The 18,749-nt window shown below is 43.1% G+C and carries 13 protein-coding genes; 5 read left to right on the top strand and 8 right to left on the bottom strand.

Translation table 11 applies throughout. The annotated features are described in order from the left end of the window. Positions 1-149: 149 nt before the first annotated feature. Positions 150-1,034 (bottom strand): LysR substrate-binding domain-containing protein, encoded by an 885-nt coding sequence (locus HUZ36_RS04060; protein ID WP_147391015.1) that lies wholly within the window; start codon positions 1,032-1,034, stop codon positions 150-152. Positions 1,035-1,148: 114 nt separating this feature from the next. On the opposite strand from HUZ36_RS04060, the gene HUZ36_RS04055 reads away from it, so the two are divergent. Next, complete coding sequence (locus tag HUZ36_RS04055; protein ID WP_125251674.1) at positions 1,149-1,454, top strand: hypothetical protein; 306 nt, start codon at positions 1,149-1,151, stop codon at positions 1,452-1,454. A gap of 389 nt (positions 1,455-1,843) precedes the next feature. Beyond that, positions 1,844-3,535 carry a hemolysin D gene (locus HUZ36_RS04050; protein WP_176032065.1) on the top strand — a complete coding sequence of 564 codons (1,692 nt, stop codon included), beginning with the start codon at positions 1,844-1,846 and terminating at the stop codon, positions 3,533-3,535. Between the two features lie 643 nt (positions 3,536-4,178). Here HUZ36_RS04050 and HUZ36_RS04045 read toward each other — a convergent pair. The 5 genes from HUZ36_RS04045 to HUZ36_RS04025 all read right to left on the bottom strand — a co-directional run bounded on the left by HUZ36_RS04045 (position 4,179) and on the right by HUZ36_RS04025 (position 11,168). Then, a complete protein-coding gene (locus HUZ36_RS04045) occupies positions 4,179-5,318 on the bottom strand; it encodes a hypothetical protein (RefSeq protein ID WP_176032064.1) in 1,140 nt (379 codons plus the stop codon). A gap of 887 nt (positions 5,319-6,205) precedes the next feature. After that, complete coding sequence (locus HUZ36_RS04040; RefSeq protein ID WP_176032063.1) at positions 6,206-6,580, bottom strand: hypothetical protein; 375 nt, start codon at positions 6,578-6,580, stop codon at positions 6,206-6,208. 24 nt (positions 6,581-6,604) lie between these two features. Then, a complete protein-coding gene (locus HUZ36_RS04035) occupies positions 6,605-7,414 on the bottom strand; it encodes a hypothetical protein (RefSeq protein ID WP_254879463.1) in 810 nt (269 codons plus the stop codon). 150 nt (positions 7,415-7,564) lie between these two features. After that, positions 7,565-10,561 (bottom strand): DEAD/DEAH box helicase family protein, encoded by a 2,997-nt coding sequence (locus tag HUZ36_RS04030; RefSeq protein WP_176032062.1) that lies wholly within the window; start codon positions 10,559-10,561, stop codon positions 7,565-7,567. A 4-nt stretch (positions 10,562-10,565) separates the two neighbouring features. Continuing rightward, positions 10,566-11,168 (bottom strand): class I SAM-dependent methyltransferase, encoded by a 603-nt coding sequence (locus HUZ36_RS04025; protein ID WP_176032061.1) that lies wholly within the window; start codon positions 11,166-11,168, stop codon positions 10,566-10,568. A 616-nt stretch (positions 11,169-11,784) separates the two neighbouring features. Between HUZ36_RS04025 and dgt the strand changes: the two genes are divergently transcribed. From dgt to HUZ36_RS04010, 3 genes are all read left to right on the top strand, one after another. Continuing rightward, entirely contained in the window at positions 11,785-13,308 is a 1,524-nt protein-coding gene (dgt, locus tag HUZ36_RS04020; protein ID WP_176032060.1) for a dGTPase, read from the top strand. Positions 13,309-14,303: 995 nt separating this feature from the next. Next, on the top strand, positions 14,304-14,450 hold the full coding sequence (locus HUZ36_RS04015; RefSeq protein WP_176032059.1) for a hypothetical protein: 147 nt from the start codon (positions 14,304-14,306) through the stop codon (positions 14,448-14,450). A gap of 456 nt (positions 14,451-14,906) precedes the next feature. Further along, the gene (locus HUZ36_RS04010) at positions 14,907-16,301 is read left to right on the top strand and encodes a hypothetical protein (protein ID WP_176032058.1); all 1,395 of its coding nucleotides are present in this window, start codon (positions 14,907-14,909) and stop codon (positions 16,299-16,301) included. A 178-nt stretch (positions 16,302-16,479) separates the two neighbouring features. On the opposite strand, the gene HUZ36_RS04005 is transcribed toward HUZ36_RS04010, so the two are convergent. Beyond that, positions 16,480-17,856: a glycerophosphodiester phosphodiesterase family protein gene (locus HUZ36_RS04005; RefSeq protein WP_176032057.1), complete on the bottom strand. Its 1,377-nt coding sequence runs from the start codon at positions 17,854-17,856 to the stop codon at positions 16,480-16,482. 207 nt (positions 17,857-18,063) lie between these two features. Beyond that, the gene (gene tmpT, locus HUZ36_RS04000) at positions 18,064-18,699 is read right to left on the bottom strand and encodes a thiopurine S-methyltransferase (protein ID WP_176032056.1); all 636 of its coding nucleotides are present in this window, start codon (positions 18,697-18,699) and stop codon (positions 18,064-18,066) included. Positions 18,700-18,749: the final 50 nt, after the last annotated feature.

Here is an 18,749-nt window from a genome sequence, read left to right as displayed (position 1 = left end):
AGTTATCTCGCTCAGATCCAACTTTGCCATATCTATTTGCGTTATTAACCTAATTCAGTCGCCTATATGAAGACAAAAAAATCTTATTCATAACACCGCTACTGCGTCTTACTGCCGTCAAAGCAAACTGGCATTACCCAAAGTATAAGTTAAATACTTGTCCTTAATTCAGCCACTAGCCAATTTCGAAATGCCTTTAATTTTGGCCACTCAAAATGCCGCTCAGGTGCCACTAAGTAATAACGATATTCGCAAGGCCACGCAAAGTCAGGGTAGATCTCTAGTTGTCCAAGCTCCAAAGATTGGTTAACCAAACGTCGGCGCAATAGCGAAAACCCTTGCCCCGCCACCGTCGCTTGTTGTACCAATGCCGCATTATCTATTTTGAGGTTACTCACCGTATGCCCCATTAATCCAAGCTGCTGATTTAATGCAAGCCAAGCCTTTTCATTATCGCGCCCTTCGTCATAGATAAAATTCAATTTAGACAATTGCATGCGAATGGGCTGACTTGGGTCTATTAACCCCGGGCGATACGCAATAACTAGCTCATCTTCTGCGAGTAGTTCACTTTTTAAACCTGGATAGTCACCTAAACCAAAGCGGATCCCTATATCAATATCATCTTGATGGAAATCGACTAGCTGCTCTGTAGGGTCGATGCGTAACTGGTAGTTTGGCAACGCCTTATTAAAACTGGCCAAACGAGGTAATAGCCAACATGTCGCAAACGATGGCAAAACGGTAAGATTAATCGTCGACGGACTTGGATCGGCTTTAAGGGTTAATAAGCCCATTTCAACTTGGCCAAATGCTTTGTGTAAATAAGGCAGTAACGCGTGACCCTGTTGTGTCAGCATCACTTTCCTGGTTTGTCTTTCAAAGAGCAAAATACCCAGTTGTTGCTCTAATAGTCTGATCTGTTGACTCACCGCAGCTTGGGTAACAAATAACGCTTCAGCTGCCTGCTTAAAACCGCCAAGCTCAGCAGCGGTTTTAAAGTACCAGAGTCCTTTTAATGGCGGTGCTTTCATTCTAAACATACTTAACAAAAACTTAACTATAGTGCACAATTTCTCGTTTGTCAGTTTTATGAATACGCACAATACTTCTTAGCGTTTAAACCAGAGACGGAAGGAGTCTTTATCATGAAATACGCAATTATACTGGCATTTCCCATGGTTGTATTTTCATCGCATGCAATATCAACACCGGCCGAGAGAGTATTTACTGACGCAGGTTACCCTTATAAAAACTTAATTATGAAAGCGGAAAAAGTGGAGCTTGTTTATTCAGAAGAACAAGATAAAACCACATGTCAGGTTAATGTATACAGCGGTGATTTATTACATCAAGGAGAAGCCAAGGAGGTGCCCGCCAACAAGTTTTTACGTATGCCAGTGCAAAGCTGCCTTTCAAGGGAAAATGCCAAGCGTATTTTGAGCTTGTTGTAGTGCAAAACCCCACTTGAGTATAGCAAAACGAATACTTCAACCTCGAGTGTACTTATGGTCAGAGTCCGACTTTACCTGCAAGATACACTCATTTTTTACGGTATTAAAAAGTAAGAGTAAGTGCGTGGCATAGGATAATGACGTATTTTCTAAAGCCCACTAAAATAATTTTAAATAACGAAATAATAAAACAACACCATATTATGCGAAGCGATGACACCTAATCACATCACCCCCAAAACAAGCCCCACCAAATTTACAAATTAAACACCAAAAACACTTTAAAAAAATAAAAATTAAACTGTTGAAACATTTTAATCACAAACTATAATCGCCACCAATATAGAGCACCTGCACTATTTTTAGCTTTTAATTTTCAAGGAGTAGATATGAAAATAAAGCCGCTTGCGCTGGTATGTGGATTAGCGCTCACCTCATCTGTCAACGCATTTACACAATTTGGTGGCCAAGGTGTCATGCCTATGGGTCACGAATGGCTAACTCGAACCGCTGCACTTGAAGTGCTAGATGCCGAGCATGTCATCAGTCCAGATCCAAACGATCCACGCCATACATGGCGCGATGGTCTTGCAAAAAATATTTCGCTAAATACCGCACTTAACGAAGTGTCAAAGCTGCAAGCAAATCTAAACAACAACGCACTATATGAGCCAAGATATGATAGTGTAAATTCTGCCATTGTTGGGGAGCGTTGGGTTGATATTGCAGGTTTTAATGTCACCAATGCAAGCATAGATCCGACTGGTCCGAATTGTTTTAGCGCTGTCTCTCAAGAGCCTGCTGATATTCAACTTGACCATTTTATGCGCCGTTATGATGATATTGGTGGTCAAGGAGGTGTTGACGCCGCATATCGAGCTCAAAAACGCTTTATTCAACACTTTATTGATGCAGCGATGGCGGAAGAAAAACGCTTGAAGGTATGGGATGGCGGCGGTCATTCAGCGCTCACAGAAGTTGACCACAACTATTTTTTATTTGGCCGCGCTGTGCACTTATTCCAAGACTCGTTCAGCCCAGAACACACCGTTCGGCTACCTAATGACAATTATGAAAAAATATGGCAAGTCAAAGCGTATCTTTGCTCAGAAGGCGCAGAGCAACATAGTCACGATACCAAGGATGTCCTAGACTTTTCCAGTGGTGACGTAATTTGGCAGCCCGACACAAGATTAGAGTCAGGTTGGCAGTCATACCGAATTAGCCGCATGAAACCTGTGGCAATTGTTGCACTTGAGGCTAGCAAAGATCTGTGGGCTGCATTTATCCGTACCATGGCAACGCCAAAAGCACAAAGACGTGACATTGCCGAACAAGAAGCAAAACAGTTAGTTGACCACTGGTTATCTTTTGATGAAGCAGCAATGCTGGCTTGGTATCAAGACGAGGATAAACGCGATGGTACTTATGTGCTTGCACCGAATGAGACTGGAAAGGGAAAATCCTTAGCGGAATGTATGGCAGAGCTGAATGTGGGGACAACCAATCAAGCTGAACGTGTTGCTCAATTAGAAGCCCAACGCAACCAATGCTTATATAACATTGAAGCTGAGCCAGGCTATGAAGATTTAAACGATCCCCACCTTGATATTCCTTATAACTGGCGCTGGAAGTCAATCACTTGGCAAACGCCACCAGCGGGTTGGACATACCCACAACTCCGCCCAGATACAGGTAAGCAGGTTGCTATAAAATCACCAGTTAACAACCAGTTTATGGCTGCACAGACGCTCACAAATAATGCGCCCGTAACATTAAGCCAAAACGAGCCGCTAATGCTAACAGAAGTCACCAGCCCACAAGGTTACCACTACTACAGAAGTACACAGGCACCGTCTTTGTTCTTAAGCTACAGCAGCAAAGCAAGTGGTTATTTAAAGTTAGTAGACTCGCCCAACCAAGCGATGTATTCGTTAATTTATCAAGGTGGCCTTTGGAACATCAAAAATGAATTTTGGCAGCAGTACATTTGGTTTAATCAGGCACAAGAGCGGCCAGAGCTAAACCGTCATGGCAAGCCAGAAAACTTAAACGCAAAATGGATGCTTGAAGCGCTATAATTCCCCAACCAAACGGCTCTATAGCATCATTTTATAGAGCCTTTTATGCTTTTAATGTAAAGGGGTTTGCACCATGTATTCAAGCCTACTAGCTTAAAAAGGATCAAACCAATTAACACCGCATTTAAGGTTACAGCTTGTAGTGACCACCTTATCGCCAGCCATAAAAAAAGACCCTAATAAATTAGAGTCTTTGGTGACAATGGTCACATGAGATTAGGTATAAACCAACGGATGTACCCGTTAGCTTGATGGTGACAGCGTCGTTATTTGCAAAATATCAAAGTGTTTTAGGCTGTTATTATTCTACTGCAAACACATTTATTCATTATGACGTAAAAATGAAAATGACCGCACCACCATAAAAAAACAATTTTTTAACAGTAACGTTGCGATGTGGCCGGTGTATAGCAAGGGCCGTTATAGCTATTAGAACCGCCTGCAATTTTATTGGTAACCAATTGGCTCAACATTTTACTATCAAGTTGTTTTATAACTTTTTTATTTAGGTTTAACGGTAACTTTTTATTGTTCATTTTTGTGTTTTTCCTTAGTGTCGATAGTTATAATATAACCATTTTATAAAGGAATATGGAAGTATAGGTACATTATCCTTTGGTCTAATGAATAACATTATTTTAACTCAGAGACGATGTGGTTCTACCGGGCTCTGTACAAACCGTAAAAATCTGTCATGTAAATTTGGGAAATGCTCAGCTAGCAACTTGCTCGATTCTTGATGGTTGAGCGATCTGCAACGCTCAATTTGCTCGTACAACATTAATGCCTTGAGGCTCTGCCGCCCCTTGGCTGTCGACATCAAAAAGTGAATCGCTGCCCAGCTACTCTTATACATTAAGTCCGTATTATATGACTTCCAGTCAGACTCCGCGTTAATAAGGTCATAAGGCGGTAAAATATTTCCCTTTATATAGCCACTATCTAGTCTTGCAGAATTTGGATAAACTGTGCCAACCTGCATGTTAACTTTTATGGTTTGAAAGTAACCTGCAAGCCCTTCATTTAACCATCGCGGCGTATATCCAATTACAGCTTGATTGATTGCATGCACCGCTTCATGAACAGCAGTTTGCATCGTTGCGTATTGACTTCTTTGCTCAACCAAGGCGAGGTTATGCCTGCCAAAATAAATCCCGACACTTCCTTTTGGATCACCACCATAAGACCTCACCGCTTGCTCGTACTCACGCCTGTTTGGCAGCACTTTGATGGTCAACGTCACCTTTTGCATTGCATCTAACCCCACGATACTGGTATAGCCGCGAAATACAGCATTTAGTTTAGTGCTCAACACATTTTTAAACTGATTGGTGATATGGGTCCCAGAAATATTCAGTTCAAAGAAATCAATAACCTGATTACGTTTTGGTTGGTAAGATAGCGCTGAAGAGTCTGGCTTTTTATCCGAGTAATTGGTGATGCCTTTTTCATCTACCCAAGTATATATTCCATTTTCAACACGATACTTAATCCCTGCTTTGGGCTTAGATTTACACCGCCCAAACCGTCTCAAATTGGCTTGATGATCACAAGTATCACTATTCGTTAATCGAGCTAAACTTGGCTTTTTGAACCGTTGCTCAGGAGCCACTGGCGGGTTATCTACCTCAGCTTTTTTATTACTGATTACATGGGTCAATTGAGGTTGTATCTGGGTGAGCCAAAACTCACGACCATCAAAAAAGAGAAACAACAACACCGATATTAAAACCAAAGTGGTCTTAAAAATAGTCTCCCTCCATTTACTCCAACCCATCTTCATTCCCTTATCCTTGACTCTCTTTTTTATTGAAATATCGTAACTCTAAGCAGAGTAGCACCGCTACTACCACATTAGCTCCCCACCGATAGGAGCCGCTTTATGTGGCGCGCTCTACAACACACATCGCGGAATAAATCCGCTCCCACCACACCAGCCCTACCGGTAGGAGCCGCTTTACGCGGCGAACCCTGCAACACACATCTCGGAATAAGTCAACTTCCACCACATCAGCCCACAGGTAGGAGCCGCTTTACGCGGCGATCCATACAGCAAACATCGCGGAATAAATCCGCTCCCACCACACCAGCCCCACCGGTAGGAGCCGCTTTACGCGGCGATCCATACAGCAAACATCGCGGAATAAATCCGCTCCCACAACATCAGCCCCACCGGTAGGAGCCGCTTTACGCGGCGAACCAGCCAGCAAACATCGCGGAATAAGTCCGCTCCCACAACATCAGCCCCACCGGTAGGAACCGCTTTACGCGGCGATCCATACAACACACATCGCGGAATAAATCCACTTCCACCACATCAGCCCACCGATAGGCGCCGCTTTACGTGGCGATCCATACAGCAAACATCAAGGAATAAATCCGCTCCCACCACACCAGCCCCACCGGTAGGAGCCGCTTTACGTGGCGATCCATACAACACACATCGCGGAATAAATCCGCTCCCACAACACCAGCCCCACCGATAGGCGCCGCTTTACGTGGCGATCCATACAGCAAACATCGCGGAATAAATCCGCTCCCACCAAATCAGCCCCACCGGTAGGAGCCGCTTTACGCGGCGCTCCATACAACACACATCACGGAGAAAATCAGCCCCCACCAAACTAGCCCCGCTGGTAGGAGCCGCTTTATGTGGCGATCTCTTGCGCACTATTCTTGAAAACCAATCCCTCGCACAACCTTTCGACGCTCCCAACCCCAACAAAGTGCCAAAGCAAACACACCACTTGCGTAAGTGACATACAAAGGCACTGAGGTGTCGGCATCCTCAGCATACATAAACACACTCGACATCACCCAAGCGACACCTGCACCAATCAATAACCACACCGCCGCAGAATACAACTTATACACCGGCGCACTTATATAACCCGACAACACCACACAAGCCGCTGCAACACCACCAATCACCGGCTTCTTCCACCAGCCCGCATACTCCGCCAACATCCCGGCCAAAGTGGCTGACACGATAAAAGTTACGACGACGGTCATAATAGACAGTAAAAATTTAAGGGCTTGGTTCATAATTCACCTATACAAAACCGCAGACTACTGAATATAGTCTACAACCTTCATCGCTCTAAAATTGAGATGCTTTTCTTCATGATGTTCTGCATCCAGCACTACTGACAAGTACGGAGCAAACACCATTTTTTCATCCGATGAAAGCTCAAACTCCATTTTAAACATTCGCTTACTGCCCACTGGCACAGTAAAGTAATCAGAGTTATAACTACCATATCGCTTTTCACCTACATAATATGCGAGTAATCTAGCTTGACTATCTTTATGATCAATCGCATAACTTTTATTTCTAATTCTAAAAGCATTATCACGGGGAAGCAGGTTAATAGCGTAAAAGGAGCAAGTAAGATTTTTACCGCGCTTTTCACATCTATCTTTCTTTACTTCAAACCCCGCATAGTGTTGAAAAGTTTTGACGGGGCCATCGTATTCATTGTTGAACATAGAAAGGGATATCCAAGGGTCTTTTAGAAACATCCCTGCTGAAAAAAATGCTGCACATACAAAGACAGTTGAAATTGATTTTATGAATCTCCTAAAAGTGCTTAGTCCAGCTCGCTCAAATTGATAATACAAATAACTTATCATCACCACACTAAGCACCAAAATTGGTATAAAGCGGATCAAGCTACTACCAGAATAAAGCACGTAGGCCTTTGCTATCTCAACAATATCAGTTGCATAAGCACCAATGATAATACTGGTTATAAAAATGGTAAAAGCAACAAATTTATTAAATGAAAATAAAGCCGCTTTTTTTACTGTGTTGTGTTGTTGTGACGCTGAGCCATCCATTTGTTTACGTGTCCTAATTACTAAAGTTGTGAAATACAATCAAAGTTTTTATATATAAATAAATTTACAGTTCACTTACATTAAGTTCAAGCTATAACCTTTCACCCGCTCTGTTGACAGAGAAGCCTACCTGGTTGTTAAATCAATACCAGCTACCCTTTGACGCTGACAGCTCATATCCACCCTGCGTTAGTTCACTGAAGGTTTAAAAACTTCTCTCAACCGCGCAAACGTCACAAACTCATCGTTGGCTTCCATTACTGCATACTCTGGGTTTCTTGCCACAAGTAAGTAGGTTACTTCACCTTGCGCATTAATCTGTTTTTTTACATCTCGTAATAAAAATTGTTCGTCGCCAGCTGCGTCAAAGCGCTCGATGGCAATAGTAGTATTTGTAATTGATCCCGCATTGCTTGATGTGATCCGCTCGAGTAATAACAAGTCTCCATCGAAGATAGGGTGTTTCCCACCATTCATTGAATTGCCACTGGCATGAGCTAAGAAATGTTTTTCAGGGTCGACTTTTCCACCCCCCGGTGGTGCAGGTACGAAGGACATTTCGCTACTTTCACCTGTTTTAAAGTGACCACAAGCAATTTTTAAATTAGGAAAATATGGCAGTTGTACCACGTGTTCCGCAACATCTGTGCTTTGTAGCTGGTTTGGTACCGCATCATCTGTCACCGTCTGTGTACTTTCGGGTTCGGCTAGCCTGTCACGTTTGGTATGAAGATATCTAGCAAGGCGATAGCGACTTAACTCCAATATACAGTCGGTCAGTTGTTCAATATCTTGCGTTTCAACTTTAAGGTTTAGTTTGAACTGCGCTTCTTCAATGGATTGATTTGGTGCTTGTTCAATTGAAAACCAGTGGTGTGTTTTGCGCTTATGTGCAGGTTTTTTTGTTTCTGTGAAAGCGTTAATCGGATTATCGAACCAATAGTTGAACCAAGCTTTACTACCTTTACTTTTGCTTCTGTCCTTTTCTGATATATCTAGCTTTCTTAACTGAGGATAGTGCAATAGCACATCATAACTCTTATCTGCCAACGCTCTCAATGTAGGAGGGTAAGCTATACCATCGAGCTGAACAAAGGCTTCAAGCAAAATGGCTTTAAAGCATTTTGTCATGTTGGTCACTTCGACACCCTCTTTTAAAAACACCTTGTAGGGCGCAAGCCACGTAGTTGAAATACTACTAACGCTCTTTGCTTTTACAACGAGTTCAAACCAACTTCCATAAGCCTTTACCTTCTTAAATTCACCAAACTCATGGAAAAACTCACACGCATCGGGCGCATGACCTAGTTGCTCTGTTAAATTTTGATAATCATCAAGAGCCGTGGTTCGCTGTTCTTTAGCGAGTTGCCGCCAAAAGTCGGTAATTTCTAGGTCATAATTTACAAAACATCCTTCAGGTAGCTGAACTACTTGGTTATCTTTATTTAGTTTTGTAACTAAATCTCTAGGTGAGTGCGTAGCAAAAAGTGCATAAGGCTTGTTCAAAAAACTGTGGTGGTTGCCAATAAAATCTAAGACGACCAAATGCGTTTTCTGTTGATGGGTTCTCAGTCCACGGCCTAATTGCTGTAAGAATAAAACCTTAGATTCACTGGGCCTCAGCATCATCACAGTGTCGATACAGGGTAAGTCAGTGCCCTCATTAAACAGGTCAACACTAAAAATAATTTGTAGTTTTCCAGATGCTAAATGCGCTAAAGCCTCACTACGTTTTATGCTTGACTTTCCATGTACCGAAGCCGCTTCAATTCCCGCTTTATTGAAGTAGTTCGCCATGTAGTCGGCGTGTGCGGTCGAAATACAAAATGCCAGTGTGCGTGTTTGCGCTAACTGTTTCCAGTGCTGTAAAGCATGCTTTGCCCTGTGCTCTGTGGCAAATTGGTTGTTTAGACTGGTTGGATCAAACTTGCCGTTACGCCAAGGAATTGCGGTATAGTCAACGCTTTCATCCCAAATACCATAGTAGTGAAACGGTGCGAGCGTTTTGGCGTCAATCCCCTGCACCATATTCCGCTCATAGACGAGGTTGTTGTCACATAGACTTAAAATATCGGCTTGGTCAGTTCGCTCTGGTGTAGCAGTTAACCCAAGTAAGAATTGCGGCTCAAAATAAGACAGCAAATTTCGGTATAATTTACTACTCGCGTGGTGAAACTCATCAACAATAATGTAGTCAAAGTAATCAGCTGCAAACTGCCTCAAACTCTCTGTTTTACCAATGCTCTGTATAGAGGCAAACAAAAAATCGGCATCACTTTGTTTTTGCTTGCCGGTATAAAACCCTGCGGTACAATCAATTAATCGTGCAAACGTCTTGGCCGCTTGCTTGAGAATCTCTTCTCTATGTGCCACAAATAGAACTTTTTTAGCACCTATTTGTTGAACATCAAAAGCAGCAAGCCATGTTTTGCCCATTCCTGTCGCTAATACCACTAAGCCTCTTTTATAGCTTTGTGCTCTTGAGTTATTCAGTTTTTCTAGGGCTTCTTGCTGTTCTACTCTTGGGCTAATTAGCTCAATACTTATGTCGTCATCGACATTATTGCTAACGGCTTTAAACTGTGGCTTCTTACGGCGCTCTTGATAGTGCAGTATCCATGGGTAGCTTAAACATACTGTTTGAGAGTGAGTAAATAAACTTGCAAACGCAGCCTTAAACTGCAAGAACGTTGCCTTGTTATTAGCACTGTGACTAGCTATAAAATCATGCCGAAAACACCACTCTAACCCTTGAGTTAGTGCCACTGCACTTATATTGTTTGAACCAATAAACGCACTACCCTCATAAATTTGGCCATCTTCACCTTTGGTTTTGGTGAAAATGTATGACTTCATATGGAAACTCTCATTTCCGCGTGTTTCATATACTCGCAGCTCAGCCCCTAAAGTATGTAGTGTCATCAATTCTTTAAGTGCGAGCGGGCAAGTGAAGTCTAGATAGTCTGAAGTAAGTAACTTTAAGGTGGTGCCGTTTACTAGGGCGTCATACAAAGCATCAAAGAGTAAATCAAGACCAGAGCGCTGAATAAATGAAACGGTAATTTCAATCTCGTCAGCTTGCTCGATGGCATGAAGCAACGCAGGCAGTAAGGGGTCATCGCCCCCTACATAAAGTTGCTTATCCGTGCACAGCGCAAGTTTTCCTCCTTGGTAATTACTGCTCACTTGATTAATTCTTCCTAAGTAGAGCGTTTAACCAAAGCTCATTATCTCGGTTGGGTCTTCTATCTTCCGTCACCCATAGCTTAATGATGTTGAGGTTTGGACATGCTGCGATAACTTTTGATAACCCCTCTTCATTGAGATCTGTAAATCTGCGACCATTGTGCTCTCGTTCACCAGCACCATATTTGAACGAAACATACAACACGCCATGAGATTTAAGCGCGTCTTGTAACTTCACAAAAACATTGGATAGATCTTGCTCTGCGACATGTAAAAGACTGGCACAGGCCCAGATACCATCAAAAGCAGCAATATCTTGTATCTCTTCAAAGAATTGGTGCCTCACTTGCTGGCCTAGTTGTGTAGCGGCAATCTTCACTAGCTTTTCGCACGCATCCATTGCGCTGACTTCAAAGCCAAGTTGCTTAAACGCTACCGCGTCGCGGCCACTGCCACAGCCTGCGTCAAAAATATGGATATGACGTTTCTCACGCTTTGGTAATTCAGGAAGAAACTCCCGATAAAGCGGTTGCATGTCCACATTGAGTGTTGAGTTTGCAAATTCTTCTGCGTGTTGATCGTAATAAGCGAGCGTAATTTTGGACATTTTTTACCTAACATAACTTCATTTAGTGGCGCAGTGTAAATGACGAAAAGTATGATTTCCATGTCACCATTGAAACTCCGTCAGCTCACATTTGCTGTCCATTACCAATGTGATGCCACAGTAAAGCTGATATTACTAATCTAAATGGTTAGATAAACGCTCAAACACATAAAGATCCTGTTCGTGAGCGGTTACTTTATCCTTAACCGCTGTAAGTATTCATTTGAAATTAGATGTAAACGAATGCTGAGAGTATTAAACCCGAAAATCCATACGTTTTGTAGTGATTTGCGTCAAATTTCGATGCTTTTGTCACAAAAGTGTTAGATATATTTTGCTAACCCATTCAAGCCAGATTTAATTTAAACTGGTAAAAATAACAAATATAGATGAACTAGCCTATTACAGTACATTACAGCCATTTTTATCGATTTGCTGATTCTATTGGTATTTGTTGTGTTTATCCTGCGGTTACTTCAGTTCAGAGGTACTGCGCAAGCTTGTCTTGTATGAGGGCTTGCTTGTAGCCTGGCTAAGCGAAGTGTCGCTACGGTTTACAACTTTTACACATTCACCTACATTGGAAATGTAGCTTGGGTCTCAACAGGAAAGTCGCATGCACTTCAAAAATAAAATAACAAACGAGCGTTCTTACAATACCGGTGGCAGCGAGGCGAGTAGTCTTGAGAGCGACCGTGGGCGTATTATCAACAGTGCTGCACTTAGGCGGTTGCAACAAAAAACTCAGGTATTTCCGCTTGAGCGTAATGCGGCGGTGCGCTCGCGCTTAACGCACTCGCTGGAGGTGCAACAAAACGGCCGTTACATTGCTAAAAAAATTGTTGATGCGCTGGGGCTGCAAGGTAAGCAAGATTTGCTGCAATATGAAGATAAAAACGGCCAGCTAGTGGATTTGTCTGAGTGTTTGGTCACTCTGTCTGAAATGGCCTGCTTGATGCACGATATTGGTAACCCTGCATTTGGTCACTTTGGCGAGGCCGCTATCAATGATTGGTTCAAGCGTTATTTGAGTCAACATCGACGGTTTGCAAAAAGTACTCAGGCGGCACTCAGATATGGTTCAAATAAGAGCAAAGCGTCGGACTTGGCGGTATTAAATCAAGAAATGGAGTTACTGCTCGATATTTGTAGTTTTGAGGGTAACGCCCAAGCTATTCGCGTTATTCATACGCTTTCTCGCCTTAATCTTACCTATTCACAGTGTGCTACTGTGATGAAATATACCCGCTGCGCAACTACACCTAAATCAACTGTGGCTACTGACAAGTCTTATCTACAAAAAAAAGTTGGATATTACTTTAGTGAAAGTGGGTTTGTCAGTGAGCTGTGCGACAAACTGCAGATCCAAGTAGGTAATCGCCACCCTGTAGCTTACATCATGGAAGCGGCTGACGACATTGCTTATTGCCTTGCTGATATGGAAGACGCTGTAGAAAAAGGCATTATTTGCGTAGATGAGTTAACGGGCTGTTTAATAGAGGAATATCAAAATATCGCCGCAGGGTTTGGTATTACTGATGATAAACACTTGGAGCTAATGAGCAAAAAGCTCCACTACGCCAATGATAAAGCCAGTAAGCATATGGCAAATTTTGATAATGAGTTTTTTATTTGGCTCCGCGTGGGGTTGTTGCACCCGCTTGCTGAACATGCCAAAACGCGTTTTATCGATAATATTGAAGCGATCTACGAGGGGAGTTTTAACGCTTCGTTATTGGAAGATAACAGCCATCTTCATGCTATTGTAAAGTCGCTGAAAACGGTGGCAATCAACAAGGTGTTTTCGAACAAAGAAGTCGAGCAGTTGGAGCTTCAAGGTTATAAGATCACCAGCAGTATATTAAACGAATATCAGCGGGTGCTTGATTTAGATTCCGATGATTTTCACGCTGCATTAAATGGCGAGCATAGTTTTGCGATAGAGTCGCGATTGATTAATCGGATTTCCAAAAAATATGTTGCGGTATACCGCGAGACCATAGCGCAGCTTAGTGAAGCTGAACAAGCAGAGCCGATTTTTGAGTTTTATTATCGCTGCCGCCTTATTCAGGACTTTATCAGCGGCATGACTGACCAGTTTGCTTATGATACCTATCGTGCGTTGACCGCGTTGGATTGAGGTTGATGTTTGAGCCTTGTTGAATAGATCGCCGTGTAAAACGGCTCCCACCAGCCGTGGCATTTAAAGAATTACCCAGTGGTAATGATATGCTGTAGGAGCGGGTTTACCCCGCGATATTGTTGAAAAATCGCCGCGTAAAGCGGCTCCTACCAGCCGTGGCATTTAAAGAATTATCCAGTGGAAATGATATGTGTTGGGGGTGAGTTTACCCCGCGTTCTTGTTGGAAAGATCGCCGCGTAAAGCGGCTCCTACCGGTGGTGGCATTTAAAGAATTATCCAGTGGTCATGTTACGTGTTGGGGGTGAGTTTACCCCGCGTTCTTGTTGAAAAGATCGCCGCGTAAAGCTGCTCCTACCGGTGGGGTATTCGAAGAGTTACCCAGTGGTAATGATATGCTGTAGGAGCGGGTTTACCCCGCATTCTTGTTGAAAAGATCGCCGCGTAAAGCGGCTCCCACCGGTGGGATATTCGAAGAGTTACCCAGTGGTCATGTTATGTGTTGGGGCAAGTTTATCTCGCATTCTTGTTGAAAGATCGCCGCGTATAGCTGCTCCTACCTGTGGGGTATTCGAAGAGTTACCCAGTGGTAATGATATGCTGTAGGAGCGGGTTTACCCCGCGATATTGTTGAAAAATCGCCGTGTAAAACGGCTCCCACCAGCGGTGGTATTCGAAGAGTTACCCAGTGGTAATGATATGCTGTGGGAGCGGATTTACCCCGCGTTCTTGTTGAAAAGATCGCCGCGTAAAGCGGCTCCTACCGGTGGGGTATTCGAAGAGTTACCCAGTTGAAATGATATGCTGTAGGAGCGGGTTTACCCCGCGATATTGTTGAAAAATCGCCGTGCAAAGCGGCTCCCACCAGCGGTGGTATTCGAAGAGTTACCCAGTGGTAATGATATGCTGTGGGAGCGGATTTACCCCGCGTTCTTGTTGAAAAATCGCCGTGTAAAACGGCTCCTACCAGTGGTGGCATTTGAGGAGTTATCCAGTGGTCATGTTATGTGTTGGGGCAAGTTTATCTCGCATTCTTGTTGAAGGATCGCCGTGTAAAACGGATCCTACCGGTGGGGTATTCGAAGAGTTACCCAGTGGTCATGTTATGTGTCGGGGTGAGTTTACCCCGTATTCTTATTAAAAAGATCGCCGTGTAAAACGGCTCCCACCAGTGGTGGCATTTGAAGAATTATCCAGTGGTCATGTTATGTGTTGGGGGTGAGTTTACCCCGCGTTCTTGTTGAAAAGATCGCCATGTAAAGCGGCTCCTACCGGTGGGGTATTCGAAGAGTTACTCAGTGGTCATGTTATGTGGTGGGAGCGGGTTTACCCCGCATTCTTGTTGAAAAATCGCCGTGTAAAACGGCTCCTACCGGTGGTGGCATTTGAAGAATTATCCAATGGGTGGTGTTTGAGGTTTATCCGTCTGTGAACGTTTTTAGTGCGCCGCCCCCAGCCGTAGTAAGTTACGATTATTCTAAAACTTGAAATTTACAAGTAATTCACTAAAGTTACAAACTAGTCTATTTCGACTTTCTCGTCTTTAGTCATGCAGTATAAGGACAGCTAACAACATAATAAAAATAAGGAATATCCAATGAAACATTCCATTTTGGTATGTTCAATACTTCTTGCTGGCTGTAGCGGTAACCCAGAGTATTCTCATACAGGGGACAATAGAGTAAATATGGCTGGTGCATCACAGCTATTTCCTCATGGAGAGTTTGTTACCATCGACTTGGCACGGCAAATTGCCAACGACACACAACTGCAAAAGTGGGAAACAGATAACGGTTATATGGTGTTAGGCTATGAAATTAGTCAGGGGTCTCAAACCCCTCCAAAGGGCAAACATAAAACTGTCATTACCAGCAAAAAATTATTTTGTGAACCAGACAGTGATCCAAGTAGCAAATCTTGTATCCTCGCTCGGGCGAGACTAGATTACGCTTTTGAGCTTTACACTCAGAAGCAACCAAAAGCACAAAAAAAAATCAGAAATGAATTACAAGATCGTATTATCGCGGCATCAGAGCAGCGCTGTAACGTGTATAAAATGTATTTGAAACGCTCAGAGTCACGAAATAACTTTTGGTTGGGCACATTAACCACTGTACTTGGTGGTGCAGGCGCACTTTTTACTAACCAAGTTGGAAATCGCATTTTATCGGGTCTTGCCGGTATAAGCAGTGGTATTCGTGCTGAGTTTAACCAAGCTTACCTTGCCAGTCAGGCCGCGCAAGTAATCACAAAAGGTATTACCTCTCGGCGCAATGAGTTACGCAAAAAATTACAAGCTAAACATAATGAAGATACAACCGTATATACATTACAAGCCGCGATTGCTGATGCTATTGAATACCATGGAGCCTGCAATATTTTAACTGGTCTGGAAGCTGCTGAGTCAGCTATCGAAAAAGTAGAGAATCCAGGTCTGGATATGATGGCTAAAACGTTATACAAAAGCCGGCACATTGAAGAAATTCTCAAAGGCACAAACCCAGAACAATTTACATTTGATAAGCTGGCTAATGTTGGCGCGGCTTCTCAGTCTTCAAGCCAAGACACGGTAGCCATGCCATTTGCAACGCACTTTGTTTCATTAAAAGGAAATTTAATACAAGCGCTGTATACAAAAGCATATGCGAAGCCGGAAATAAGCGAAAAGCTATTTGCACTAATGGATGAAGAAAAGTCGGCAGGCAAAACTTGGTTAGATGCAATTGATGAAAAATATAATGACTTTGAGACAAAAATCCAAGCGGCTTATATTGATGAATTAAATAAGCTTAAAACACCTGCTTCCGAGCAAGAAAAACTCAAGGCAGAGTTAAAGTTACAGGCTTTAGATGCACAGTTAACAGCACAACGCCTGTATGTTTCGACACTACTCGAGCAGTTTTATCAGGCGCTAGACACTGTCGACAATAAAACACAATCTATTGCAGCTTATTTTCAGTCTTTGTTTGACGGATTACCAAGCTATTCGTAGTGTGTTTTTATGTGTCTATTTGATAGGCTGCCAATTCATGCGTAGCCTAATTTAAATCTCCATTCGACGAGCTACCAAGTTGTTCGTAGCCCGAGGGCTGGGAAAGTTTATGCCGCTAGCGCTAAAACTAGCGGCGGCAAGGTGTTAACTATTTGCAGCGAAAATTGACCGTAAACTATCAAATACTCGCAGGCATACCCATGCAGCTGGCATAGTAAGTCGTTGTTGCCGGCCAATCTGAAAACACACCTAACACACCGACTTCTTTTGCCAACACATCTAATACTTCGAATGTATCGCCATCGTTGTTTATCATCGTTTCACCCGCTAGGCTGCCGTTAATGCTTTGGTAATACCAGCCGCCACCATTGGCTAAGTGACCTGAACGCTCTAATGTCCATGTTATTATGCCAAGTCCTGCTGCTTTGGCTGCATTGGCATATGCTGAAGGTACGATTTTTCCATTTTCTTCTGTCAATAACATCCAAAGTGGTGGCGCAATAATTTTCACACCATCAGCCGCAAGCTCCTGCATGGTTGGTGATAATAGCTCGGGGCTATGTATTATTTGTTCAGATGAGAGCATTGCTTCCGCAGCAACCGATTGTGCCTCATATCTATCGTCAAGATACACCGCTTGCGTGCCAAACTCAGGCGCTTCTTTTATCCAGTAAAGTACATCTTCTAGGTTAAATGACTGTGCTAAAACATCTTTGGGATCAACGTTGGCAGTCTTGTACTCATTAATCATTTTTTGCGCATAGTCAGTTTGTGTAAACCCATCAAAAGGCATCGATACTGAGGGTGCTTTTAGCTCAGGTGTCATTTTGACACCTAGGCTTTTGAATAACTCAATGCTTTGCGCATGTGTCATCAAAGTCCCTCGACTTGCGTATAAGTCTGTGCGCCAGTTTGCGGTACCATTTAAATATTCATCTACTGTAGTGGCATTTGGGTTTGCTGCATCCATCTTACCTTGCAGCGTAATAAACTCCGCAAGAGTGATGTCACTGGTACAACATTTTGCTTGCGCGGCAATGCCATTGGCGGGATCTGCGGGTACAAACGGTGTTGTGCACTTCTTACCAAGCTCAGTGGCTAAAATATTGGTTGTAGTATGTAAATCACATTGAGAGTGGCGACACACAAGCGCTTTGTCTTTTGTGAAGGTTACGTCACATTCCAGCACGCCAGCACCCATTTTTGCAGCTGCTATATAAGACTCTTTGGTATGTTCAGGAAACTGCATCGGTGCTCCACGGTGCCCGATAGAAAAGTCAGTTTTGTAAAAAGGTCCGTTAGCACATTGGGCTAACTTGGTTTTCAGTGGGCTGCTTTGCATATCTTGCACCAGAAAGTCTGGTCGTGTACCAACTTGTATGTTGTCAGCACTGCCCGCAGATACTTCAACAATGACAGGAACCTCTACTACCTTCACCTCGGTTTTTGTTGTAACGACTGGCTTTTCTACCTGTACTACTTCGACGGAGTCGTCATCACACCCACAAAGTACGAGCGCCGCTGTCAGTGCTGACAAAATACTAATCTTATTCATTGTAAACCTATGCTTATTTTAAAAGGGATTAACATAAATTTGCTGACCATCTGTTCTGAATGAGGAGCGACATGTAAAGCTATCGGCTCAGAATATCGGTAAATCTCCCAAAAAAGGGACGATTACCGTAGCAAATTTGGTCATACGCTATAAGTAAAAGGTGACAATTGTAAGAATAATTAGTGATATTTATGTTAACACAATGGATTAACTACTCAGTAACCACACACTCTCAAAGGCGTGGCTCACTTCTTTTAACCCTCCTTCAAGAACCGTGCGTTCTTGAAGCTCGATGTGGTAGTGGGCACCATAATATCGCTCAACCATTTCCGGTGATACAGCAAATGGTGGTCCAGACATTAAACCTTGCTCATATTCAAAACAAATGAGAAGTTGCTTAGCTTCTTTAGTCAACGATACTAAGTGTTTTGTATAATCAGTCCGCATTGGCTCAGGTAAGGCAACTAATGCAGCGCGATCGTACACTGCATCAATACGCCCTAATAGCTGCGCACTCACAGCAAAAAAATCGCCGACAAATATTGTTAAGTTTGGCGCTTGATATACTCGAAACGCACCTTGTTGGTGAATACGAGGACTGACCTTTAATGATTCAAATAGCGCTACAACGGCTCCTTCATATAGCTCTACGCCAACCACATGTTGGCCGTGCGATAAGAAATGGGTGATGTCCATAGATTTACCACAAAGTGGTATTAGCACTCGCTCCCCCACTTTCAAATCGAGTAAGTGGTAGTACTTGTTAAGCATCCTATTAACTTGCCCTTCATGAAACCCGGTTTGGCCACTTACCCACAAGTCTTGCCAATATGTTGCTTCCATCCTGTTCTCCTATTATCAATACCTTTATTTGTACCAATTATCTTAATTAA

The sequence above is a fragment of the Pseudoalteromonas sp. McH1-7 genome, from assembly GCF_013366255.1.
Lineage (GTDB): Bacteria > Pseudomonadota > Gammaproteobacteria > Enterobacterales > Alteromonadaceae > Pseudoalteromonas > Pseudoalteromonas peptidolytica.
The sequence above is the reverse complement of the archived record's forward strand: the minus strand, read 5'-3'. Positions and strand labels throughout refer to the sequence as shown.